Origin of the sequence: Aminobacter sp. LjRoot7, from assembly GCF_964252895.1 — a bacterium.
In the GTDB taxonomy this organism is placed as follows: domain Bacteria; phylum Pseudomonadota; class Alphaproteobacteria; order Rhizobiales; family Rhizobiaceae; genus Aminobacter; species Aminobacter aminovorans_B.
This window is the reverse complement of record NZ_CAXUPX020000006.1, coordinates 164,106-186,652: the sequence shown is the minus strand read 5'-3', so window position 1 is coordinate 186,652 and position 22,547 is coordinate 164,106. Positions and strand designations below refer to the sequence as shown.

Here is a 22,547-nt window from a genome sequence, read left to right as displayed (position 1 = left end):
GCCCTACCCCGCCTTCGCGGCCGAACCGGCCATCAGGTAGCGTGGACGTGCAGCGCCGCTCTCAGTCGCCGACGGATTGCCACGCCGTAGCGGCTCGAGCTTGTCGAACGCCACGCCTTTTGCCACGGCCGCCAAATTCGCCGCCGAGCCGAAGGCAAAACCCATCGCGCTGGGAAGTCCGTTGGCGGCCTTGAGATCGAGGAAATGCCGCAGCCGATACTTGTCGCGCACATGCCGCTCATGGCGGCGCAGGACACGTCGCTGTCCGGCTGTCAGTCCGGCAAGCGCCAAAAGGTCGAGGTCGGCATCGGCCAGCCGCTTCAAATCCTCGGTGCGATGCTGGCCGCTCAGCGAATTGGGCCGCACCACGGCGCAGTAGCCACAGGAACGGATCAGCTTGAAGCGCGCGCCCGAAGCCAGTGCCCGCGCATAGAGCGCATAGTCCTCGCCGAGGCGCAGCTGCTCGTCATAATGCAGGCCGTGCTCGGCGAGCATGGCGCGCCGCATCACCGGCTTGAGGAAACCCAGTTCGCCGCGCCTTGCGCCACGCTGGGAAATGTTGCCGGCGACGAAGCCGGCAAGGTCGAGCTCGGTCGGATCGGCGTTGAATTGCTCGATGCTGCCCGACAGCACGTCGCGCACCGACGCGTGTTCGACAAACACGATGTTGTCAGCGACGAGATCCCAGTCATCGCCGCCCACTAGCTTCGAAAACCGTCCCGGCAGGAAGAAATCGTCAGCATCGAGGATGCTGATCAGCGGTGCTTTGGAATGCCGTATCGCCATGTTGCGGGCGAAGGACGGGCCGCGATTGACGTCCAGCCGCAGCACCAGAAGCCTGCCGCTGCCATCGTCGGCGGCACGCGCCACGGCCTCGGTCGCATCGGTCGAAGCGTCGTCTACGACAACCACCTCGGCCACCTCGGGCTCCAGCAATGCGGAGGCGATGGCCGTTGTGATCGTTTCGGCTGCGTTGCGCGCAGCAATGATGACACAGACGTCGGATCCGCTCACGTCGGTTGCCTTTCGTCATAGCCCGCCGACGCCAGAGCTATATTGCACCTGCTAACAAGGGAACCCCAACTTTTGTTACGGCAATTCACGCTCGGGGTCTGAATGTTTTGCCGTCGACTGTGCCGGTACCTAGCTTTCCAAGGTGTACAGGCGCGTCACATCGATCACGCGGAGCGCTCCGACAAACGGCAACACCGGCGTCGCGAAATCACACGAGAAGATATCCCTAGGAGATTTTGACAGTCAGGAAGACGGCAGCGATTCTGCCCGGACATGCGGTCCGTGGCCATGGTTTCCAGGCCTAGTGCGCGCTGCCTTTGGGCGTCATGTCGTCAGCTGGAACGGTTGCGGCACCTTCAGTCGCGGTCTTCGGCTTCGCGGCTTCAGCCGGTTTCGGCCCGGCCCGCAGCACCATTGCCAGCACGACGAGAAAGTATCCGACCTGAAGAACAACCGCGCATATCACCGCGCGCAGCAAGATCGTGCCCCAGCCGGCAGCATCCATGTAGGACCACAGCGCCACGACAGCGATGACCATCGCCATGCCGAACACGAATTTGGGTAAAGTCATGTCAGCTGATCGTCAGGCCAGAGGCATCGGCACTGATTTCGTCGCCATGTTGCTTGCAACTCCCCTTGCCCTGAAAGCTTCCGCCCATGTCCGTTCCTTCGTTTTGTTTTGATGCCGGCGCGGCCCCAGCCGCTCGACCCGAAGAACGTCATTCCACTATATTGGCCCGCCCAACTGTCAGCAAGCGGAGCCTCTTGGAGGGTGAGTCTAGATGGCAAAGATGAATGCTGCATTGCACCGTCCGACGATGCCGCAAGTCGAAACCATTTTTAGTTTCGATGGCGTTATTTCAGAATTTTTGGCAACACCAGGCGGTTCAAGAAATATGTTCGTACCTTGCGACGCACATTGCGTGGCCAAACGACAGCACGCCGCAGATGTAATTCAAGCCATTTCCACTTCAACAGTGTTTCCGATTCTGCATAGCCATTAATCTTGTGGACACAAAACTGTCGCATTGAACTCTTTTTGTGCACGCCATGCACGGTTCTTGGACATCTACTGGCCCAAATATTTCACGCGTCAAAAAAACGTGTGTTGCGGCGCAGCATACCGACCATATCCTGACACGGGGCGATTCTGGGGCGATTTATCGACCAATTGGAGTTGCAGCATGAGGGATCTAGCCAAGTCGACAAGCTTGGAGCTTCCACATATGGCCGCCGACCTTCCTCCGCTCGGTGGCGTGGCCAAGCGCGGATTCGACATCGTCGGTGCCGGTCTCGGGATCGTCGCGCTGAGCCCGTTGTTCCTGCTCATCGCGCTTCTGGTGAAAGTCTCGGACGGCGGCTCGGTCTTCTACGGCCATCGCCGCATCGGCCGCGGCGGCCGTATCTTCCAGTGCCTCAAGTTCCGCACCATGGTTCCCGACGGCGATGCGGTTCTGGCCGCCCATTTCCGTGACGACCCGGAAGCCCGGGCCGAGTGGGAGGCAACACGCAAGCTCAAGGACGACCCGCGCGTGACCCGTGTCGGCACCGTGCTGCGCAAGCTCAGCCTCGACGAGCTGCCGCAGATCATCAACATCCTGCTCGGCGACATGAGCATCGTCGGCCCGCGCCCGGTGGTCCGCGACGAGCTTGAATATTACGGCAAGGCGGTCGTCTTCTACCTAAAGTCTCGGCCGGGTCTCACCGGGCTGTGGCAGGTCAGCGGCCGCAACGACGTCTCCTATGACAGCCGCGTGGCGTTCGATCGCCACTATGTCGAGAACTGGTCGCTCGTCGAAGACATCCGCATCATCCTGAAGACGGTTCCGGCCGTCTGCATGTCGCGCGGCAGCTACTGATCCTGCCGCAATCGGGCCGCGCCCTTGCCGGGGCGCGTGGCCATCCGCCACGGCGTGTCAGCCGTAGCACAGGAACGGACAAAACCCTTGAACCATAACGGCTTTCATCCGCGCACGCGGCGCCTGTTCAGCCTCGGCTGCGCGCTCTGCCTCACCCTGGCCTTTTCGGCAGCAACTGCCTCCGCCGAGGACTACAAGCTCGGCACCCAGGACAAGCTGACCATCCGCGTCGTCGAATGGCAGACCGTCGAAGGCGCCTTCCGCGACTGGTCCTCGGTCAGCGGCGACTACACCGTCGGCCCCTCCGGCAAGCTGTCGCTGCCGTTCGTCGGCGAGACCGAGGCCGCAGGCAAGACGACCGCCGAGATCGCCGAGACGATCGGCAAGACGCTGCAGGACAAGTTCGGCCTGTCCGACCGCCCGGAAGCTTCGGTCGAGGTCGCGCAGTTCCGCCCGTTCTACATCTCCGGCGACATCCAGAGCCCGGGCCAGTACGCCTACGCGCCCGACCTCACCGTGCTCAAGGCGATCAGCATTGCCGGCGGCATGCGTCGCGGCACCGATGGCGCCGGCACCGAACGCAACCTGATCACCGCTGAAGGCAGCCACGCCGTGCTGTCCGACGAGCAGCTCCGCCTGATGGTGACGCAGGCGCGCATCGATGCCGAGCTCGCCGGCAAGACCGAATTCGCCGCCCCCAAGGACATCGCCTCCTTGCCGGCGGTCGACGGCATGGTCGCCAACGAGACCGCCATCATGGCCTCGCGCCAGAAAAAGCTCACGCTCAGGCTGCAGGCGCTCGACAACCTCAAGGGCCTGCTCGAGCGCGAGATCGTGTCGCTCGGCCAGAAGTCGGAGACGCAGAACCGCCAGGTCGAGCTCGCCAAAAAGGAGCTCAGCGGCATCGACACGCTGGCCCAGAAGGGCCTGGTCGTGAACACGCGCGTGCTGTCGACCGAGCGCTCCATCGCCGAGATGGAAGGCAAGATCCTCGACCTTGAAACCGCCATACTGCGGGCCAAGCAGGACATCAGCAAGGCCGAGCAGGAGGCGATCGACCTCAAGAACGACGCCGAATCCGAACTGGCGGTCGAACGCCAGAAGACCGTCGGCGAACTCAATGCGGTGACGCTCAAGCTCGGCATGCAAAAGGGCCTGATCGCCGAAGCCGGCGGCACGGCGCCCGCCGCGGCCGGCGCCGAACAGCCGACGTCCTTTGTCCTCGTCCGCAAGGGCAGCGATGGCAAGAGCAAGGAAGTCACCGCGGCCGAAGACACCCCTATCCTGCCCGGCGACGTGATCAAGGTCGTGCGGTCCGGCATCCCGCTCGTCCGGTAGGCCGGCAGGTCAGGCGCGATGCGGATCAGGAAGTCGTCGCTGGTCGAACCCGGCCGCAACACGCTGTATGGCGCGTTTGCGGTCGCCGTTTCGTTCTTCGTCTTCGCCTATTCCTTCCGCATCGGCCAGGCCTCGATCCTGATGTATTACGCGGTCTGGCTGCCGCTGATGCTGGTCGACTACCGCTTCACGCTCCTCCGCCTCGCGCAGTCACCGCAGCTGCTGGCCTTCGCGCTGCTGGCCTGCCTGTCCTATTTCTGGTCCGACGCGCCTGACGTCACCGCGCGCGCGGCCCTCCAGTACCTCACGCATGTCGTCTGCGCCGTCATTGCCGCCCGCGTGATCGATGCGCGCACACTGTGCATCGGTGCCATATCAGGCATCGCCGTCATCCTCGGCTACTCGATGCTGCAGGGCGGCTACGTTTACGACGCGCTCGACGGCACCTACAGTTTCGTCGGCGCCTTCGGCTCCAAGAACCAGCTCGGTTTCTACGCCTCGCTCGGCGTGCTGTTCGGCTGCTACTTCGCGCTGTTTTTGACCCGCGGCCGCATCGCTCGCCTCCTTTCCCTCGGCGTCGTCGCTCTTTCGGCCGCATCGCTGGTGCTGTCGCAATCGGCGACCTCGATGCTCGCCACGCCCGCGGCCATCGCCATGGTCGTCGCCATCGCCGGGCTGGAAGCGTTCTCGCCAAGCAACCGCAGGATCTTCTTCGCCGCCGGTCTCGCGCTTGCCGGCGCAGCCGTGCTGGCCGCCCTCAATGTCGGCGCGGTCGACATGGTGCTCGGCGCCTTCGGCAAGGATTCGACGCTGACCGGCCGCACCTATCTCTGGCAGCAGGGTATTGATGCTGCGGCCAACACACCGCTGCTCGGCGTCGGTTACGCCGCCTACTGGGTGCAGGGCTTTTCCGAGGCCGAACGGCTGTGGAGCGAATTCTACATCCCCGCCCGCACCGGCTTTCATTTCCACAACACCTACATCGAAGCGCTGGTGGAAACAGGCTATGTCGGCGCCATCATGATCGTGCTGCCGCTGCTCGCCATCCTCAGGCTCTGCATCACGCGCCTGCTCTCCGACGGCGACTGGACCGAAGCCTTGCTGCAGACAGGCCTGCTCGCGCTCCTGGTCATCCGCTCGTTCTTCGAGGTCGACATCCTCCAGCCCTACGTCATCGGCTCGTTCCTGCTCTATTACTGCTGGGCCCGCGCCAAGGAACCGGCGGCACTGCGAAGCTCTGCTTCGGCATCGGACTGGCGCCCGCACAGCCCTTCCATGTCATCGAACAACGTCGTTCAAGGCATTCAGAGGTAGCGCAGCCTGCCAGCACCGCGCGGCCCTCGAACCAGAGTACCAGCCGTCTGCCAATTCCTCAGCGACGTCATGGAACTGTCGGTCGTTTCGGGAATTGATTCATCTGATATTGCTGGAGCCGACACCATGCCGACGCCACTCCAACCGCAACGCCCCGAAAAGGGTGAGCAGCGCACAGAGTTGTATTTCGTCGCGGCCACGATGCTGGCGATGGCAACAACGATGCTCCACACCAATGCGACGGCCTTCATCCTGGTAATGCATCTCCTGCAGTGACCGGCGTCGCCAGTTGACAGGCGTCCAGGCACAGAATCGGACTGTTGCCGCGCAACTGCCGCCGAGCGGCAACACGCGGGATGCACCGCTGGCAGGGCGGTTGCGGGTCATGCCTTGATCACGGGAGTCATCGATGGATTGGACAGACTGGTTCTATCTCGCGGTGGTGTTCGGGGCGTCGAGTGCGGTGCTGTGGATGATGGGCGCATGATTGGCCGCGTCTGGCCTCGGCTTGCAGATGTCGTCGCGCCACCGCGCAATGTCCGGCTCAACTCTCTGCACGCGCTGTAACAGGACTTTTTCTCGCAGCGCCATTTCGGCGGAACCGAAGCCGGCCCGGTCGGTTAGTCACCTGGGCGGGCGGCCAAAAATTCGAGAGGAAAGAGATGAAACATGCACGCGCAATCGCGATCGTGATCGCGTCAGCGACGCTGGCGGTGCCCGCCGCAGCCGAGGACGCCGCCAAGCCGGCTGCGCAGGTGGATAGCTCCATCACAGCCAGCACCGGCGCAAAGGCCGATCTCGGCACCGTCATGTCGGCCATCGAGGCCAGCCGGAGCACCGCAACGGCGATCCAGGCGATGACGACAGTCGGCAGCGTCCATGTCGTCAAGGTGTCCGATATCGTCAATGGCGGCGACAAGCAGGCGCTGGACAAGGCGGTCAGCGACAATGAGGCCGACATCACCGGCGTGCAGGCCGCGATCATGGCCAACAGCGCGCTGAAGAAGCAGATCGACGCCCAGACTGTCGGCATCTCGGCCATCGTTGCTGCCAGCATCGCTGCCGATGGCGCGGTTACGGTCTTCGTCAGGTAGCAACCTCGCCAGGACCGCGCGGCGTTGGCCCGGTGACATGAGTGCCGGGCCAACGTTGGCCAAATCCGAAAAGTCTTGATCCAGCCGATTTTGTCCGCCCGCCCGGCAACAAACTGCGCTATGCAGCGCGTGTCAGCTGGCGCGATCCGGGCCGGCGCCGCAACAGGTGCTTTCGCCCACCCCGATGACATCCCAGACCGCTACGGCACCCGAACAGCGCTTCGCCGCCTTCCGCCACGGCGCGTTCTCGCGCTACTGGGTGGCGCGCTTCCTCGGCACCTTCTCGACCCAGATCATCTCGGTCGGCGTCGGCTGGCAGGTCTATGACCTGACCCGCGATCCGTTCGACCTCGGCCTTGTCGGCGTCATCCAGTTTGCCCCCGCGCTGCTTCTCGTTCTGGTCACCGGCGTCGTGGCCGACCGTTTCGGCCGCAGGCTGATCATGGGCCTGTCCGCCCTTGTCGAGGCCGCCTGTGCCGCAGCACTGCTGGCGCTGACCTTCCACGGTCTGGCAACCCCCTTGCCGATCTTCGCCGTGCTCGCCGTCTTCGGCATCGCGCGCGCCTTCTTCGGCCCGGCATCGGCGTCGCTGGTCGCCAACCTCGTGCCGTCGGAAGATTTCGCCAATGCGGTCGCCTGGAATTCGTCGGCCTGGCAGACGGCGACGATCGTCGGCCCGGTCGCCGGCGGCCTGCTCTACGGCCTGTCGCCCGAGGTTGCCTATGGGGCTGCCGCAGCCCTGATGCTGGCGTCGACGGCGCTGATCTTCTCCATCCCCCGGCCGGTCCAGCGCAGCGAGACCGACAAGCCGTCCGTCGAGACGCTGTTCGCCGGTTTCCGCTACATCTGGGGCGAAAAGGTCGTGCTCGGCGCCATCTCGCTCGACCTCTTCGCCGTGCTGCTGTCAGGGGCAGTGGCATTGCTGCCGGTCTATGCGCGCGACATCCTCGACCTCGGACCGTGGGGCCTCGGCCTGCTCCGCGCCGCGCCCGGCGTCGGCGCCATCATCGTCGCCGTATGGCTCGCCGGCCACCCGATCCGCGACCATGCCGGCAAGGTCATGTTCGTCTTCGTGGCACTGTTCGGCGTCGCCACCGCGGTCTTCGGCATATCTACGATCCCGTGGCTGTCGATTGCAGCGCTGGCACTGCTCGGCGCCACCGACATGGTCAGCGTCTACATCAGGGAAACACTGATCCAGCTGTGGACGCCCGACCATGTCCGTGGCCGCGTCAACGCGGTCAACGGCGTCTTTGTCGGCGCTTCCAACGAGCTCGGCGAGTTCCGCGCCGGCACCATGGCCGCGCTCATCGGCACAGCACCCGCCGTCGTCTTCGGTGGCATCGGCGCCATCGCCGTCGCAGGCATCTGGGCCTGGACATTCCCTGCCCTGCGCAAGGTCAGGCACCTCGACCGGCACGTCTGAACGTTCCGATCCGGGCTGCTTTGCCGGCGTTGCAAATATCGCAACGTATTCATACATTCCTCTACATCGATTAGGCGATTGCGATGCTTGCCCCGCCAGATCGCGGCAATGAAGAACACTGTGCGAGCATCGGGATAGTGTGGAATGACCATGGCCAATGTGGATGACAACGACCTCGCCTTGATCAACAAGCTGATCTCGGAAGTCGAGCGATCGCAGAACGAGCGCTCCGCCGACGATTTCCTCGCATTGTTTCGCCCCGACGCCGTCTGGGTCACCGCTTTCGGCCGGCGCTTCACCAGCAAGGCCGAGATCGCCGACTTCACCCGAAAGGTGCTGACGCCTGACCTGGGCGACCAGTATGCGCGCTATGACGTTGCCCATGTCACCATGCTGAGCCCTGAGGTCGCGGCGGTGAATGTCCGCCAGCGCCCGGTCCACAAGGATGGCACGCCGATCGCAGGCGAACTGGAAGGTTCGCCGCTTTACATGCTGGTGAAGGAGGGTGGCCGCTGGATGATCGGCGCCGGCCAGAATACCAAGGTACAGACAGCAGCGATCGACACGCAGCAGGGCGAGATCGACGCCCGCGACGGCAAGAAATAGACCTCAGTCCTTTGCCGGCTCGCCGAAGATCCTGGCCAGGAATTCGTCGAGCCAGCGCTTGAGATGCATGTCCCAGATCAGCCGGCCGCCGAGATGGTCGCGGCCGGGCTGGGCGCCCGGCAAAACGAAGCGCTCGGCCCCGCGCACCACCCAGCGCTGCATCATCACGCGTGTCAGTTCGGCGTGGAACTGGATGCCCCAGGCGTTGTCGCTATAACGGAAGGCCTGGTTGGGATAGCTGTCCGACGATGCCAGCAGCACTGCATCCCTGGGCAGCGAAAAGCCCTCACGGTGGAACTGGTAGACCATCTCAGGCCAGTGCATCAGCTTGCGGCCTTCCTCGGTCGCCTTGATCGGATACCAGCCAATCTCGACAAGCCCCTCGCCATGGCCTTCGACCTTGCCGCCGAGATGGTTGACCAGCATCTGCGCTCCGAGGCAGATGCCGAGAAAAGGCCGATTTTCCCTGAGCGGTACCGCCAGCCAGTCGGTCTCGCGGCGCACGAACTCGTCGTGGTCGTTGGCACTCATCGGGCCGCCGAAGACCACCGCACCGGCATGTCCGTCGAGTGTGTCGGGCAGCTGGTCGCCCAGCGGCGGCCGGCGGATGTCGAGGTCGAAGCCATTCTCGATCAGCACATGGCCGACGCGGCCGGCACTCGAATGCTCCTGATGCAGCACCACCAGGACCTTGGGTCGCGCCTTGCCCGGCATTGGCTGCTACTCGTCCGCTTCAGGTCCGATCGAGCGCTGCGCCTTCTCAGCCGCCTTACGCTTGGCTTCAACGCGGTCGCGGCTTTCCACGCCGATCAGCTCGGCGATGCGCCAGATGGTGTTGTCCTCCATCTCGTGCAGCTCGCCGTCGGCATAGACGATCTCCCACATCATGCCGATGAAGTCCTTGCGCGCCTGGTCGTCGAGGCTGCGCTTGAGCACGCTGGTGAAGGCGTAGAGATCGATCGCCTCGTTGTCGGCCTGCTCGCCGGCCTTGACCAGCCGGTCGAGCTCGCTGCCCGAAATTCCGTAGCTCTGGCTCAGCAACTGCTTGACCCGCTCCCACTCGACGTCCTGCCGGTCGCCGTCGGCGTCCATGACATGATACATCAGCGCCGCCGCGGCAACGCGCGGATCGTCCTCGCGGTTCGCCTTTGACCCCGCAGCCGGCAGGTCCTTCAGAAACGAAATCATGCGTTCGAACATCACCAAATCCTGTTTGGGCCAAACCTAGATCTAGGGTCGAGCTGTAATCAAAACAAACGGAACCGCTTCTGGGCGTTTTCCCGCTCCACCTCGGGGTCGACGCCGGGGTCGTCGGGCAAGCGGATCGGTTCGGCCTTGTCGTCGTCGGTTAGCGTCGCGCCATCGGTCGCCGGCGGCACCGCGCGCGCAGGCACCGGCTGCGCTGCCACAGTCTCCGGCACCACCTCATCCTCGACGATCACATCAACGATGTCGTCGCCGGCCGGCTGAGCTGCCGGAATGCTCGGGATCGACACCCGCTCGGCCGGCTCGTCGTCCTGTTCGATCAGATGGCCGAGCCGCTCTTCCGGCGCCTTCCATTCGAAGGCGTCGAGCCTGCCGGTCACCGGCGAGAACGGCGCCCAGCGCTCCGATACCACGCCATCCGCCACCCAGGCCGGGTCGCGCGGCGCGCGCACGGCGCGCGACAGCCATTGCCGCACCTTGCCCTGGTCGCCGCTCTGCGCTTCCTCGATGTCAGCCAGCAAAAGATAGGCGCCTTCGCGCGGCTGCATCCGCGCCGCGGCCTCTGCCTCGGAGCGTGCCAGCTTGTAGTCCTGTGCTTCCAGTGCCGCCCGCGCCACGGCGAGCGAGGATTCCGGGTGGTTCTGCTTCAGCGATTGCAGCTTCTTCGCCCGCGCCAGCCGGTCGAGCACGGCATCGCCAGGGCGGCCATGGACGTAGAGCTCGGCGATGTCGGGCAGCGGCTCCGTCTTCCAGGCGGTTTCCAGCACCTTCGAGCCCTTGCGCACGTCGTTCTGGCGAAACAGCGCCCTGGCGGCAATCGCCGCCGCCGGGCCGAAACCGGGCCGCAGCCTGTTGGCTTCAAGCGCTGCGGTCCGCGCGGCATTGAAATCGCCTTCGAACAGCGACATCGCCTTGGCGGTCAACAGCACCGCACGTTTGTTGTTGGCCACGTCGCGCTCGATCTGGCGCGTCGACTTCTGCGCATCGATGAGCGCCAGCGCGCCATCCCAGTCGCCGCGCTCGCACTTTTCCTCGAGGGTCGAATCGGCGGCCCAGCCAAGCTGCGGCGCAAGGCCGGCGGCACGGCCGGCATAGTGGCGCGCCGCGGCACGATCGCCCAGCCGTTCGGCTTCGAGATAGAGCCCGCGCAGGCCGAGCAGCCGCATCTCGGGATCGTCGAGCATCGCCTCGAACTTCTGCCGCGCGGTGTCGTGGTCGCCTTCCAGCAGCGACGCCTGGGCATCGAGCAGCAGGATCAGCGGCTCCTGGTCGGAGTTGATCAGCTTGGCGGCTTCCTTGTTCTTCTTGCGCGCAAGGGCCGCGTCGCCCGCTCCGGCAGCGATCATGCCGGTCGACAGCGCCTGATAGCCGCGGTCACGCCGGCGGGCGCGAAAATGCCGGGCGATGGTGAAAGGGCTATTCCAAACCGCTTTGGTGAGCCACCAGCTCAGCATCACTGCTGCAACGATGGCGGTAATCGCCACCGCCGCCACCATCAGGCTGACCTTGTACTGATAGCCGCTGAAGGTCACGACCATGTCGCCGGGACGGTCCGCCAGCCAGGCAAAGCCCAGCCCGAGCGCAAAGACGATGGCCAGATAAAACAGGATACGGATCATCTGGCGTCCCTCATGCCTTCATCGCGCCGGCGACAAGCTTGTCGACAAGCGTTTCGACGTCGAGCCGCGCCTTGAGCTTGGATACGAAGTCGGTACCCGCAGCCTTCGCCGTCTTGGGCAGCGTGTCGTATTCGGCCAGCGCCTTGGCGAAATCGCCCTGGTTGACCGCCACCTCCATGCGCGCCACCGTCTCTGGCACGCCGTTGCCCTCGACCGCCCCGATCGGCCGCACCTGAACCAGCTGCTCGGCGCTCGACACCAGCCGTTCGAGGATGCCGGCATCCTCGTTGACCGGCTTGGCCGCCGCGATCATCGCGTTCGCGGCCGCATCGGTTTCGGCCACTATGTCAGCGCGCGTCGGCACGCCTTTTTCGGCATGCGCCCTGAGTGCCGCCAGTTCCGGCGCCTCGGGGGAAATCGCCGCGAAGGTTTCGAGCTCGGCGCCGAAACCCGCCCCCCGGTCGACCGCAGCCTTCAGCGCCGAGGCCGCGATCGCCAGCGCGATCTTGGGCTGCGATGCCTGCGCATCGACCTTCGAGGTGAGCGCGGAGATGGACTGCTCCAGCGTCGCGATCTTGCCGTCGTCAGCAGTCGCCGCCTCGCCAGCCGACTTCACTGCCGCGTCCAGCCCGGTGACACGCTCGGTGAGTGCTGCGATCTCGCTCGACGCGCCGTTGTTCTGGCTGAGCGAGGTCACTGCCGTTTCGACCTGCTTGATACGGCCGTCGAGCGCGGCAAGCGCCTCATTCGATCCGGCCTGGCCGGCCGTGGCTTTCAGCGCCTCGATATCCGACTTCACCTGCTGCACCGCTGTAGCCAGGCCGTCGACGTCGCCCTTCAGCGAGGCCCCGCCATTGGCCGCTGCACCGAGGTCGGCCAGTTGAGACTTCAGCGAGGCAATTTCAGTCTGCATCTGTTCGTTGTCGCCAGTTCCGGCGCCGGGCGCGCCAAGCACGCCGGCATATTGCAGCCCACCGGCCACCAGCAGCGCAATCACACCGCCCGCCAGGCCCGGCAGCAGCCCGGAGGCAGACTGACGCCCAGATGAGGCCGCAACCGAAGGCGCCGCACTTGTCGCGCGCGACCCAGCCGAGCTCGACGAAGATGCACTCGACGATGCCTCAGCCTTGGCCGTTTCGGCCGGCTTACCGTTGTCGAAGCTGTAGTCGTAGGAGGCATAGCCGCTGTCGCCCTTCGCCGCAGTCTCCGCCGACAGTGTCTCTGCCGAAGCCGTGGCCTCGTCGCCGACCGTCGCCGCGACCGCTTCGGCCGCTGCTTCAGGCTTGGCAGCCGCTTCGACGCGCGACACGGCGCCGGGCTCCAGCTCGATCGTCACCGGATCGCGATGCGTCTTCGAATGGCGCGTCTTCGGCGTCTTGACCATGCTGGGGGCTCCGCGATTTAGTTGGCATAAATCCCGCAGCAGATGCGGGTTCGAAGATCAAAAACCAGTAACATCCACCGTCCCGCGAAAAAAGGCCGGTTGATGGCAAGTAGCCTTCCCGTCAGTCCGGATCGCCAAGAAGCGCCAGCAGCGCGTCCTCGTTCGGATCGCGCGCGACCTCGACCCTGAGCCCGCCGACCAGCGCCGAAGCGATGCGGCCGGACAGGCAAAGGCAACGCGCGTTGCGCATCAGGAAATCCGCCTCGGCCTGCATTTCCATCAGCGACCCGAAGGCGGCGGCCGCGCGCGCCGAGTAAACGAGCACGGCGTCGATTGGTTGCCCGCCAAGCTGCTGGCGCACGAAGGACGGCGCCGGATTGAGCGCGACAGTGTCATAGGTTTCGATCGGCACCACCCGCACGCCGTTGACGCCAAGGCGACGTTCGAATTCCGGCATCCGCACCCGGCCGCACAGATAGGCAACCGTCGCCTTGCCGAGTTCGATGGAGATCATGTCGGCAAGCGCAACCGCGTCGCCAGGACCTTCGTTGACCGAGTAGAAGCCGGCCTTGCGCGCGCTTTCCGCCGTCTTTGCGCCCACGGCGTGACAGGGCAGGCCTCGCAGACGCTCGACCAGCCCGCTCGGGGCATGTCGCAATGCGTTGGCGCTTGTCACGGCGATCGCCGTCGCGCCGGACGGAACGCTTTCGCGCGCCACCGGCAGCGGCCGCGTTTCGGAAAGTGGCAAAAGCACCGGTTCGAAGCCGAGCGCTTCAAGGCGCCGCGCGGTGCGGGTGGCGCCGGGTTCCGGCCTCGTCACCAGCACCCGCTGTGCCATCTAGCTCCATCCCTCGAAGAATGTCGTGCCGGCTCGTGCCCGCACCTCGTCGCCGGCATTGCGGCCGATCTCGGCGGCATCCGCCACCCTGCCCTCGGCCTTGGCCTCGTGCCACAGCGTACCATCCGGCGTCAGGATAAGCCCAGAGAAAGAAAGCCTGTCGCCGTCAATCTCGGCGTAACCGGCGATCGGTGTCCGGCATGAGCCGTCGAGGGCCGCCAGAAACGCCCGCTCGCAGGCCAGTGCCTGGCCTGTGGGCTTGTGGTCGATCGCCTGGAGCATGTTGGTGACATCGGTGTCGCCGATCCGGCTTTCGATACAGATGGCACCTTGCCCGGGGGCCGGCGGAAAGACGTCGAGCGCCATCAGGTCGGTAATGACCTCTTCGAGCCCGAGGCGCCGCAGGCCGGCATTGGCAAGGATCGTACCCTGGGCCACGCCCTCGTCGAGCTTCCGCAACCGGGTCTGCACGTTGCCGCGGAACATCACCACGTCGAGATCGGGCCGCATGCGCCGGATCAGCGCCTGGCGCCTCAGCGACGACGAACCGACGACAGCACCTTGCGGCAGCTCCATGATGCTGGGCGCCGCGCGGCCGATGAACGCATCCCTTGGGTCCTCGCGCGGCAGGAACGCCGACAGTTCGAGTCCGTCGGGCAGCTGCGTTGGCATGTCCTTGGACGAATGCACGGCGATATCGATCTCGCCGGCATACATCGCCTCTTCCAGTTCCTTGGTGAACAGCCCCTTGCCGCCGGCCATCGACAGCGGGCGGTCCTGGATACGGTCGCCGCTGGTCGAAATCGTCACGATCTCGAACGCCTCTTCCGGCAGGCCATGTGCCGCCATCAGCCGCGCACGCGTCTCATGCGCCTGGGCGAGCGCCAGCAGGCTGCCGCGGGTTCCGATTCTCAAGGCTCTAGTTTGCATAGCGCTTGGTCCGTGATAACCCCGCGCTGGCGGGGCGGTCCCGTACCTCCTATCTAGGAAATTACCACCGGGCAATCATGCAGGGTAGCGACCAATTGATCCGTGTTCTTGGCATCGAGACGAGCTGCGACGAAACCGCGGCCAGCGTCGTTGCGCTCGAATCCGGGCAGCCACCCCGCATTCTGTCGAGCACCGTGTTCAGCCAGATCGAGGAGCATGCTGCCTTTGGCGGCGTCGTGCCGGAGATCGCCGCGCGCGCGCATGTCGAGGCGCTCGACGGCATCGTCGAGGCGGCACTCGAGGATTCTGGCGTTGCCCTTGAAGACATCGACGCCATCGCCGCCACCGCCGGTCCCGGCCTCGTCGGCGGGCTGATCGTCGGGCTGATGACAGCCAAGGCGATCGCCGCTTCAGTGGGCAAACCGCTGATCGCCATCAACCACCTCGAGGGCCACGCGCTGACCGCGCGGCTCACCGACGGCCTCGAATTTCCTTACCTCTTGCTGCTTGTTTCAGGCGGCCACACCCAGATCGTCCTGGTCCAGGGCGTCGGCGACTACCAGCGCTGGGCCACCACCATCGACGACGCGCTCGGCGAGGCCTTCGACAAGACCGCCAAGATGCTGGCTTTGCCTTATCCCGGCGGCCCCAATGTCGAAAAGGCGGCGCAGTCGGGCGACGCCACCCGCTTCGTCTTCCCGCGTCCAATGAAGGGCTCGGCCCAGCCCGATTTTTCCTTCTCCGGCCTCAAGACCTCGGTGCGCCAGGCAGCGACCTCGGTGGCGCCGCTCAGCGACCAGGATGTCGCCGACATCTGCGCCTCTTTCCAGGCCGCCGTCACCGACACGCTCAACGACCGAGTCAAGCGCGCGCTGGCCCGCTTCCGCGCCGAGTTCCCTGATACCGCAGCCCCCGCACTTGTCGTCGCTGGCGGCGTCGCCGCCAACAAGCAGATCCGCGCCATGCTGGAAAAGCTCTGCGCCAAGACCGGCTTTGCCTTCATCGCTCCGCCGATGGCGCTGTGCACCGACAATGCGGCGATGATCGCCTGGGCCGGCATCGAGCGCCTGCGCGCCGATCTCGTCGAGCCGGACGCATTCGATTTTGTGCCGCGCTCGCGCTGGCCGCTGGACAGCGTGTCGGCACCTGTGGTCGGTTCCGGCAGGCGGGGAGCCAAGGCATGAGCGCATACAAGGTCACGGTTCTCGGCGGCGGCGCCTGGGGCACGGCACTTGCGCTGGCCATGCTGCGCGCCGGCCATGCCGTCACGCTCTGGGCCCGCGACACAGACAGCGTCGCGGCGATCGCCAAGGGCACCAACCCGCGCTATCTCCCCGGCATCACCTTCGAAACCGGCATCGCCGCCACCACTGACCTTGCCCAGGCGCTTGCCGGCACCGATTGCGTGCTGGTCGTCACCCCTGCACAAGCCCTGCGCAGCGTGCTGACCGAGATCAAGCCGCATATAGCGGACGACGTTCCGCTTGTGCTCTGCGCCAAGGGCATCGAGCGCGACACCGGCAGGCTGCTGTCCGACATCTCCAGCGCGATCCTGCCCGACAATCCCGTGGCGGCGCTGTCCGGCCCAAGCTTCGCCACCGATGTCTCGCGCGGCCTGCCCACCGCCGTCGTCGTCGCCGCCGAGGACGAGGCGCTCGCCTCGGCGCTCGCGGTCCGCTTCTCCGCCGCCAACCTGCGCTGCTATTCCAGCGACGACCTGATCGGCGTCGAAATCGGCGGCTCACTGAAGAACGTCTTCGCCATCGCCGCCGGTGCGGTAACAGGTGCCGGCCTCGGCGCCTCGGCACAGGCAGCGCTCGTCACCCGTGGCTTCGTCGAACTGCGCCGCATCGGAGCTGCCTTCGGCGCCCGCCCCGAAACGCTGATGGGCCTGTCCGGCCTCGGCGACCTGATGCTCACCTGCTCGTCGGTGCAGTCGCGCAACTTCGCCTATGGCGTGGCGCTCGGCAAAGGCGAAGAACTCGCAGGCCGTCCGCTCGCCGAAGGCGTCGCCACCGCCCACATCGCCGCCCGCATCGCCCGCGAGCGTGGCCTCGACGCGCCGATCATCGAAGCGGTCGCCGCCCTGCTCGACAATGCCATCACCATCAACGAGGCCGTCGCCGGGCTGATGACCCGCCCGCTGCGCGCCGAAGCCGACTGAACACGGAGGACACGACACCGATGCTTTTCGCACTGATCTGCAAGGACAAGCCGAACCATCTCCAGGTCCGCCTCGACGCGCGGCCCGACCATGTCGCCTTCCTCAACGACCTCAATGCCAAGGGCGCGCTGAAATTCGCCGGCCCCTTCCTCGACGCCGACGGCAAGCCGGATGGATCGCTCGTCGTCATCGAAGCCACTGATCAGGCCGCTGCCCAGGCAATCGCCGGCACTGACCCCTACGCCAAGGCCGGCCTGTTCGAGAGCGTCCAGATCCGGCCGTGGAATTGGGTCTTCAACAATCCGGCCAGCGCCTGACCGCCAGCCAAGAGGGGACGACATGAGCGAGAAGAAATACTGGCTGTTCAAATCCGAGCCGTTCAAATTCTCCTTCGAGATGCTGAAGGCCAAGGGCAAGGACGGCACGCAGTGGGACGGCGTGCGCAACTACCTCGCCCGCAACAACATGCGCGCCATGCAGATCGGCGATCTCGGCTTTTTCTACCACTCCAATGAAGGGCTCGAAGTCGTCGGCATCGCCGAGGTCTGCGCGCTCGCCCACCATGACACCACGACCGAAGACCCGCGCTGGGAATGCGTCGACATCCGTTACCACAGCCCGGTTCCCAAGCCCGTCACCCTTGCCAACGTCAAGGCCAATCCGAAGCTCGAAAAGATGGCGCTGGTCACCTCGATGCGCCTGTCGGTCCAGCCGGTGACCCCTGACGAATGGCAGGAAGTCTGCCGCATGGCCGGGCTCGACAAGGCGCCGTGACCACGGCTTCCTCGACACGCCTGACGCCAGAGGGTGCGGCAAGCTTCATCCGCGCCAACACGGCGCTGATGCGGCCACCGCATGTGCCCGAGGTCGCACTCCATCTCGCTGACGAAGCGCATGACCTCTGGCACCGCACCGAGGAAGAGCTGTCCGAAATCGGCCTGCCACCGCCCTTCTGGGCTTTCGCCTGGGCCGGCGGCCAGGGTCTGGCGCGTTATGTTCTCGATCATCCCGAGACCGTTTCCGGCAAGCGCGTGCTCGACTTCGCCTCCGGCTCCGGTCTCGTGGCCATCGCTGCGATGAAGGCAGGGGCTGCACGCCTCACCGGCGCCGACATCGACCCGTTCTGCGAAACGGCAATCCGGCTCAATGCCGAGGCCAATGCGGTCGAGGTCGGCTTCATTGGCGCCGACCAGGTCGGGCGCGACGACGGCTGGGATGTCGTGCTCGCCGGCGACGTCTTCTACGAAAAGCCCTTCGCCGACCGGCTCGTGCCGTGGTTCGAAGCGCTTCGGGCCCGCGGCGCCGACGTGCTCGTCGGCGATCCCGGCCGCTCCTATTTGCCCAAGGACCGGCTCGAAAAGCTTGCCACCTACGAGGTGCCGGTCACCCGCGCGCTTGAGGACGCCGAGGTCAAGCGCACCACCGTCTGGCGCTTCGCCTGATCAGGTCTGCGTCTTCTCGGCTTCGTCGAGGATCCACGCCCTGAACGCCACGATGCGTGGGTCGTCGGCAGCGTTCTTGGGATAGACCAGGAAATAGGCGAACTCGCGTGACACCCGGATGCCGAGGTCGAATGGCCGGACCAGCCGCCCTTCCGACAGGTCGTTCGCCACCATGGCGAAATCGGCCAGCGCCACCGCGCTGCCGTCGATCGCGGCCTGCACCGCATCTGACGAGGTCGTGAACACCACCGAGCGGCTGTCGTCGAAGTCGTCGACCCCGGCGGCCGCCATCCACATGCGCCAGTTCGGCCAGGTCACGCCCTGCTGCGACCACTCGATATGCACCAGCGTATGGTGAAACAGGTCGCGCGGCACCCTGAGCGGCGGACCCGACGCCAGCAGCGCCGGGCTGCACACCGGGATGATCATGTTGTCGAACAGCCTGTCGGCGACCAGCCCGGGATACTTGCCCATGCCGAAGCGGATGGCGACATCGACGTCGTCGAGGTCGAAATCGCGCACCTCGTAGCTGATATCGAAGCGCAGCTCGATATCAGGATGCAGCTTGCGGAAGCTGTCGATGCGCCGCATCAGCCATTTCGAAGCGAACTGCGCGTCGAGCGTCACCTTCAGCAAGGCCGTACCGCGCGTCATCTTGCGGGCCCGCGACACCGCGCGGTTGAGCAGGTCGAGCGCGTCGACCGAGGCATCCACCAGCGCCGATCCCGCCTCGGTCAACCGGATGGTGCGGCTGGTGCGGGTGAACAGCACGACGCCGAGCTGGTCCTCGATTTCCTTGATCTGGTGGCTCACCGCGGCCGGCGTCAGGCCGAGCTCGTCGGCCGCCCGGGTGAAATTCAGATGCTTGCCGGCAGCCGCCAGCGTTCGCAAAGCACGTGTCCCAGGTACGAAGCGCATCGCCGGATCTTCAAATTTGGTTTGATGGTCGAGAAAGAACTACTCGTTTCTCTTTTGCCTTTCAGCACTGCATCATGAGCCCAGTTCAACCAATGTCAAACCGGATTTGATGTCCGGACGAAACGGAAATGACCATGTCTACCGATGTCCTGAAAGCCACTTTTGTTCAGCCGGCCAGGCTGCAGCCGGTTTTCGACTGGTTTCGCCAGATGAGCGCAGCGCTCAAGCTGCCGGCCGAGGATTTCGGCTGCCTGACCGAGCATTATCGCCGCGACACCGGCATCGCCAGCAAGGATATCGCCAAGGCCGTCGACGCCGAACTCGGCCGTCTCGGCCTGCTCGACATCGGCTGGCAGCAGCCTCGCCGCCAGAATCGCCGCTGATTCCCATCTCCCAAACTCACTCTGGGAGCACGCTCGGCCCGAGGATCATGTCTCCCGATCTTCGGGCCGCTTTCTTTCCAGCCCCTAGCGCACCACCTTCAGCACCGTACGTCGTGACAGCTGCGGCAGAAGCCGCGCCATCACCTGCGCCGTGACCGCGACGCAGCCTTGCGTCGGCGTGAAACCCGGCCGCGCCAGATGGAAGAAGATCGCGCTGCCGCGCCCGCGCCGCCTCGGCCTGATGTTCCAGTCGAGCACCAGGCAGGCGTCGTAGAGACTGTCGTCGCGCTTCATCCGCTCGTGGCTCGCGCCGTAAGGTATCTTCACCGGCCTGTTGTAGTTGCGGTCGTCGGGCACCTCGCACCAGCCGAGATCGGCCCCGATCGGGCTCATCGGCAGGCGGCTTTGCCCCGCCACGAACTGGTCGCGGCGAAAATAGCCCGACAACAGCCGCATCGAAGCCAGCGGGGTACCGCCGTCGCCCTCGCGCTTGTTTGCGGTGATGCCGCCGCGCCCCAGCGCGCAGGGAAACACCAGCCCGCCGACCTGCATCAGCCCCTTGGTCGGGTCGCCGGGCTTGGCCCGCACGACGATTGTCGAAATGCCATTGCGCAAAAATGCACCCGCCCCAATTACGCCTTTGATTTTTCTTGTATGATCGCCTTGCGGAACAAATCACTACCGCTGAAAGTTGTGGCGATCAGCTTCCGCATTCGATTGCCGCGGTCAACTGAATACTGATTTTGAAACAACGGATTGATCCATGACCTCACGCACCATCCTCATCGTCGACGATGACGACGATCTGCGCAGCACGCTGGTCGAACAGCTGGCGCTCTACGAGGAGTTCGAAGTCCTTGAGGAAGCGACGGCCGCCAAGGGCGTCAACGCGGCGCGTGCCGGCCTCATCGACCTGCTGATCATGGATGTCGGCCTGCCCGACATGGATGGGCGCGAGGCGGTCAAGATCCTGCGCAAGGGCGGCTACAAGGCGCCGATCATCATGCTGACCGGCCACGACACCGATTCCGACACCATCCTCGGCCTCGAAGCCGGCGCCAACGACTATGTCACCAAGCCGTTCCGCTTCGCCGTCCTGCTCGCCCGCATCCGCGCCCAGCTGCGCCAGCACGAGCAGAGCGAGGACGCCACCTTCTCGGTCGGGCCCTATACTTTCAAGCCGAGCCAGAAGCTTCTCATCGATGCCCGTGGCGGCAAGGTCAGGCTGACCGAAAAGGAAGCCTCAATCATCAAATATCTCTACCGCGCCGACCAGAAGGTGGTCACCCGCGACGTCCTTCTCGAGGAAGTCTGGGGTTACAATTCAGGCGTTACGACCCACACACTGGAAACCCATGTCTACCGGCTGCGCCAGAAGATCGAGCGCGATCCTTCCAATGCTGAAATTCTTGTGACAGAAAGCGGCGGATACAAGCTGGTCCCCTGACTGGTTTGCTGAATCGGCCCGAAAATCGGCTTTGGTTTTCGGGGGGATAAGCAGAATATGTTGTTAGTTTGGAACGGGGAACCGGGCTAACAACAGGGAAGGGAGCCAGTCTGAGAAGTCGGGGACATAATGGCGCTGGATGACGACATCCGCATCCTGTCCGGCGTGAGGCTGTTTGAGGGCTTCACACAAGAACAGCTGCGTTTGCTGGCTTTCGGTGCGGAGAATGTGAACCTCCCTGCCGATCGCAAGCTCTACCGCGAGGATGACGAGGCCGATTCGGCCTATGTCGTGATATCGGGACGTATAGCGCTTTACCGCGAGGTTGACGGCGTGCGCGCCGAAGTCGGCACCGCCGGCCCCGGCTCGATGCTGGGCGAACTCGCCCTCATCGCCGACACCCGGCGCCTCACCAGCGCCGCCGCCGCCATTGATTCGGAAATTATCCGGCTCAACCGCAAAATGTTCCACCGCATCCTCGAGGAATACCCTGAGGCCGCGGAGCGGCTGCACCAGCACATCCTCGAAGACCTCCAGGACATGCTCGCCCGCATCGAAAGCATGGCGCCGAGATTCGGGAAGTAGCGAGCCGGCCGTCGATTCAAATCAGCCAGCCTAGCGCGACCGGATTCAGGTCAGGCCGAGCCGAAAATGACGGATTTCGAGAACCGGAGCGGAGCGGACTTTCAGGTCCGTGAGCACCGGAAGCGCAGAAAGCCGCCATTTGCAGGCCGGCCTCACCTGAATCCTTAATCCAGGTCGAAACGCGCAATGACCGGCACATGATCCGACGGCCGCTCCCAGCCGCGCGCGGCACTCAGGATCTCGATGCCGGTGAGAACAGGCGCGAGGTTGGCCGAGGACCAGACATGGTCGAGCCGGCGGCCGCGGTTGGAGGTTTCCCAGTCCTTCGCCCGGTAGCTCCACCAAGTGTAGATCTTCTGGTCGTCGGGCACGTTGAGCCGCATCAGGTCGACCCACTCGCCGGCCTTGCGCATCGCCTCGAAGTTCTCGGTCTCGATTGGCGTGTGGCTGACGACGTTGAGCAATTGCTTGTGCGACCATACGTCGTGCTCCAATGGCGCGATGTTGAGGTCGCCGACAAGCACCGAGGCCGAACCCTCGTCATGGTCGGCGCGGATCGCGTTCATTTCCGAAACGAACCCGAGCTTGTGGCGGAACTTCGGGTTGATCTCGACATCCGGTTCGTCGCCGCCGGCAGGGACATAGAAATTATGGAGTGTCACCTTCTTGCCGCCGGCATCGAAACGAACCGACAGGTGCCGGCTGTCGTCGATCTCGCAGAAGCGGCGCTTCTCCACGATCTCCAGCGGACGCCGCGCCACGGTGGCAACGCCGTGGTAGCCCTTCTGGCCATAGAAGGCGATGTGCTCGTAGCCGGCCTTGCGGAACGCCGCCGACGGAAACTGGTCGTCGGGACACTTGGTCTCCTGCAGGCACAGCACGTCGGGCGCGTACTCGTTCAGCAATCGCTCGACCAGCGGCATGCGCAGGCGCACGGAGTTGATGTTCCAGGTGGCGATGGAAAAGGGCATGGCAGGTTC

28 protein-coding genes are annotated in these 22,547 nt (G+C 64.9%); 17 read left to right on the top strand and 11 right to left on the bottom strand.

Translation table 11 applies throughout. The features are described from left to right. Positions 1-3: 3 nt before the first annotated feature. Both ACSQ3E_RS18270 and ACSQ3E_RS18265 read right to left on the bottom strand, forming a co-directional pair. Positions 4-1,014 carry a glycosyltransferase family 2 protein gene (locus ACSQ3E_RS18270; RefSeq protein WP_436123790.1) on the bottom strand — a complete coding sequence of 337 codons (1,011 nt, stop codon included), beginning with the start codon at positions 1,012-1,014 and terminating at the stop codon, positions 4-6. Positions 1,015-1,315: 301 nt separating this feature from the next. Continuing rightward, positions 1,316-1,558 carry an exopolysaccharide production repressor exox gene (locus tag ACSQ3E_RS18265; protein WP_436123789.1) on the bottom strand — a complete coding sequence of 81 codons (243 nt, stop codon included), beginning with the start codon at positions 1,556-1,558 and terminating at the stop codon, positions 1,316-1,318. Here ACSQ3E_RS18265 and ACSQ3E_RS18260 point away from each other — a divergent pair. The 9 genes from ACSQ3E_RS18260 (at position 1,545) to ACSQ3E_RS18220 (ending at position 8,651) form a co-directional block, all read left to right on the top strand. Further along, the gene (locus tag ACSQ3E_RS18260) at positions 1,545-1,697 is read left to right on the top strand and encodes a hypothetical protein (protein WP_436123788.1); all 153 of its coding nucleotides are present in this window, start codon (positions 1,545-1,547) and stop codon (positions 1,695-1,697) included. The genes ACSQ3E_RS18265 and ACSQ3E_RS18260 overlap by 14 nt on opposite strands. 99 nt (positions 1,698-1,796) lie before the next feature. Continuing rightward, the gene (locus ACSQ3E_RS18255) at positions 1,797-2,018 is read left to right on the top strand and encodes a hypothetical protein (RefSeq protein ID WP_436123787.1); all 222 of its coding nucleotides are present in this window, start codon (positions 1,797-1,799) and stop codon (positions 2,016-2,018) included. A 180-nt stretch (positions 2,019-2,198) separates the two neighbouring features. Further along, entirely contained in the window at positions 2,199-2,873 is a 675-nt protein-coding gene (locus ACSQ3E_RS18250; RefSeq protein ID WP_310326223.1) for a sugar transferase, read from the top strand. Between the two features lie 87 nt (positions 2,874-2,960). Beyond that, positions 2,961-4,211 (top strand): polysaccharide biosynthesis/export family protein, encoded by a 1,251-nt coding sequence (locus ACSQ3E_RS18245; RefSeq protein WP_436123786.1) that lies wholly within the window; start codon positions 2,961-2,963, stop codon positions 4,209-4,211. Positions 4,212-4,229: 18 nt separating this feature from the next. Further along, complete coding sequence (locus ACSQ3E_RS18240) at positions 4,230-5,525, top strand: O-antigen ligase family protein (RefSeq protein ID WP_436123785.1); 1,296 nt, start codon at positions 4,230-4,232, stop codon at positions 5,523-5,525. A 69-nt stretch (positions 5,526-5,594) separates the two neighbouring features. After that, positions 5,595-5,801 (top strand): hypothetical protein, encoded by a 207-nt coding sequence (locus tag ACSQ3E_RS18235; protein WP_436123784.1) that lies wholly within the window; start codon positions 5,595-5,597, stop codon positions 5,799-5,801. Positions 5,802-6,187: 386 nt separating this feature from the next. After that, positions 6,188-6,619: a hypothetical protein gene (locus tag ACSQ3E_RS18230; RefSeq protein WP_436123783.1), complete on the top strand. Its 432-nt coding sequence runs from the start codon at positions 6,188-6,190 to the stop codon at positions 6,617-6,619. Positions 6,620-6,803: 184 nt separating this feature from the next. After that, positions 6,804-8,045, top strand: a complete 1,242-nt coding sequence (locus ACSQ3E_RS18225) for an MFS transporter (protein ID WP_436123782.1) — start codon at positions 6,804-6,806, stop codon at positions 8,043-8,045. A 144-nt stretch (positions 8,046-8,189) separates the two neighbouring features. After that, the gene (locus ACSQ3E_RS18220) at positions 8,190-8,651 is read left to right on the top strand and encodes an SgcJ/EcaC family oxidoreductase (RefSeq protein ID WP_436123781.1); all 462 of its coding nucleotides are present in this window, start codon (positions 8,190-8,192) and stop codon (positions 8,649-8,651) included. A 3-nt stretch (positions 8,652-8,654) separates the two neighbouring features. Here the strand turns inward: ACSQ3E_RS18220 and ACSQ3E_RS18215 are convergent, their stop codons facing one another. The 6 genes from ACSQ3E_RS18215 to hemC all read right to left on the bottom strand — a co-directional run bounded on the left by ACSQ3E_RS18215 (position 8,655) and on the right by hemC (position 14,628). Next, positions 8,655-9,365, bottom strand: coding sequence for a glutamine amidotransferase (locus tag ACSQ3E_RS18215; protein WP_436123780.1), 711 nt, complete (start codon positions 9,363-9,365; stop codon positions 8,655-8,657). A gap of 6 nt (positions 9,366-9,371) precedes the next feature. Beyond that, positions 9,372-9,851: a TerB family tellurite resistance protein gene (locus ACSQ3E_RS18210; RefSeq protein ID WP_436123779.1), complete on the bottom strand. Its 480-nt coding sequence runs from the start codon at positions 9,849-9,851 to the stop codon at positions 9,372-9,374. A 47-nt stretch (positions 9,852-9,898) separates the two neighbouring features. Then, positions 9,899-11,476, bottom strand: a complete 1,578-nt coding sequence (locus ACSQ3E_RS18205; protein WP_436123778.1) for a heme biosynthesis protein HemY — start codon at positions 11,474-11,476, stop codon at positions 9,899-9,901. A gap of 10 nt (positions 11,477-11,486) precedes the next feature. Then, positions 11,487-12,860 carry a COG4223 family protein gene (locus tag ACSQ3E_RS18200; protein ID WP_436123777.1) on the bottom strand — a complete coding sequence of 458 codons (1,374 nt, stop codon included), beginning with the start codon at positions 12,858-12,860 and terminating at the stop codon, positions 11,487-11,489. Positions 12,861-12,981: 121 nt separating this feature from the next. Continuing rightward, complete coding sequence (locus ACSQ3E_RS18195; protein WP_436123776.1) at positions 12,982-13,698, bottom strand: uroporphyrinogen-III synthase; 717 nt, start codon at positions 13,696-13,698, stop codon at positions 12,982-12,984. Next, complete coding sequence (gene hemC / locus ACSQ3E_RS18190) at positions 13,699-14,628, bottom strand: hydroxymethylbilane synthase (RefSeq protein WP_436123775.1); 930 nt, start codon at positions 14,626-14,628, stop codon at positions 13,699-13,701. A gap of 98 nt (positions 14,629-14,726) precedes the next feature. Between hemC and tsaD the strand changes: the two genes are divergently transcribed. From tsaD to ACSQ3E_RS18165, 5 genes are read left to right on the top strand one after another with little or no spacing between them, the layout of a single operon-like run. Next, positions 14,727-15,812 carry a tRNA (adenosine(37)-N6)-threonylcarbamoyltransferase complex transferase subunit TsaD gene (gene tsaD, locus ACSQ3E_RS18185; RefSeq protein WP_436123891.1) on the top strand — a complete coding sequence of 362 codons (1,086 nt, stop codon included), beginning with the start codon at positions 14,727-14,729 and terminating at the stop codon, positions 15,810-15,812. Further along, positions 15,809-16,792: an NAD(P)H-dependent glycerol-3-phosphate dehydrogenase gene (locus ACSQ3E_RS18180; protein WP_436123774.1), complete on the top strand. Its 984-nt coding sequence runs from the start codon at positions 15,809-15,811 to the stop codon at positions 16,790-16,792. Before tsaD ends, ACSQ3E_RS18180 begins: the two co-directional genes overlap by 4 nt. Positions 16,793-16,812: 20 nt before the next feature. Further along, the gene (locus ACSQ3E_RS18175) at positions 16,813-17,109 is read left to right on the top strand and encodes a YciI-like protein (RefSeq protein WP_310326255.1); all 297 of its coding nucleotides are present in this window, start codon (positions 16,813-16,815) and stop codon (positions 17,107-17,109) included. 22 nt (positions 17,110-17,131) lie between these two features. After that, on the top strand, positions 17,132-17,566 hold the full coding sequence (locus ACSQ3E_RS18170) for an EVE domain-containing protein (protein ID WP_436123773.1): 435 nt from the start codon (positions 17,132-17,134) through the stop codon (positions 17,564-17,566). Then, the gene (locus tag ACSQ3E_RS18165; RefSeq protein WP_436123772.1) at positions 17,521-18,234 is read left to right on the top strand and encodes a class I SAM-dependent methyltransferase; all 714 of its coding nucleotides are present in this window, start codon (positions 17,521-17,523) and stop codon (positions 18,232-18,234) included. The genes ACSQ3E_RS18170 and ACSQ3E_RS18165 overlap by 46 nt, the downstream gene beginning before the upstream one ends. Here the strand turns inward: ACSQ3E_RS18165 and gcvA are convergent, their stop codons facing one another. Continuing rightward, complete coding sequence (gene gcvA / locus ACSQ3E_RS18160) at positions 18,235-19,152, bottom strand: transcriptional regulator GcvA (RefSeq protein WP_436123771.1); 918 nt, start codon at positions 19,150-19,152, stop codon at positions 18,235-18,237. It abuts the gene before it with no gap. Between the two features lie 134 nt (positions 19,153-19,286). On the opposite strand from gcvA, the gene ACSQ3E_RS18155 reads away from it, so the two are divergent. Further along, entirely contained in the window at positions 19,287-19,535 is a 249-nt protein-coding gene (locus ACSQ3E_RS18155) for a hypothetical protein (RefSeq protein WP_436123770.1), read from the top strand. A gap of 84 nt (positions 19,536-19,619) precedes the next feature. Here ACSQ3E_RS18155 and ACSQ3E_RS18150 read toward each other — a convergent pair whose 3' ends face one another. After that, positions 19,620-20,087, bottom strand: coding sequence for a L,D-transpeptidase family protein (locus tag ACSQ3E_RS18150; protein ID WP_436123890.1), 468 nt, complete (start codon positions 20,085-20,087; stop codon positions 19,620-19,622). 211 nt (positions 20,088-20,298) lie between these two features. On the opposite strand from ACSQ3E_RS18150, the gene ACSQ3E_RS18145 reads away from it, so the two are divergent. After that, a complete protein-coding gene (locus tag ACSQ3E_RS18145; protein ID WP_067956144.1) occupies positions 20,299-20,982 on the top strand; it encodes a response regulator transcription factor in 684 nt (227 codons plus the stop codon). Between the two features lie 129 nt (positions 20,983-21,111). Beyond that, on the top strand, positions 21,112-21,567 hold the full coding sequence (locus tag ACSQ3E_RS18140) for a cyclic nucleotide-binding domain-containing protein (protein WP_310326270.1): 456 nt from the start codon (positions 21,112-21,114) through the stop codon (positions 21,565-21,567). A 164-nt stretch (positions 21,568-21,731) separates the two neighbouring features. On the opposite strand, the gene ACSQ3E_RS18135 is transcribed toward ACSQ3E_RS18140, so the two are convergent. Then, the gene (locus tag ACSQ3E_RS18135) at positions 21,732-22,538 is read right to left on the bottom strand and encodes an exodeoxyribonuclease III (protein WP_436123769.1); all 807 of its coding nucleotides are present in this window, start codon (positions 22,536-22,538) and stop codon (positions 21,732-21,734) included. Positions 22,539-22,547 lie beyond the last annotated feature (9 nt).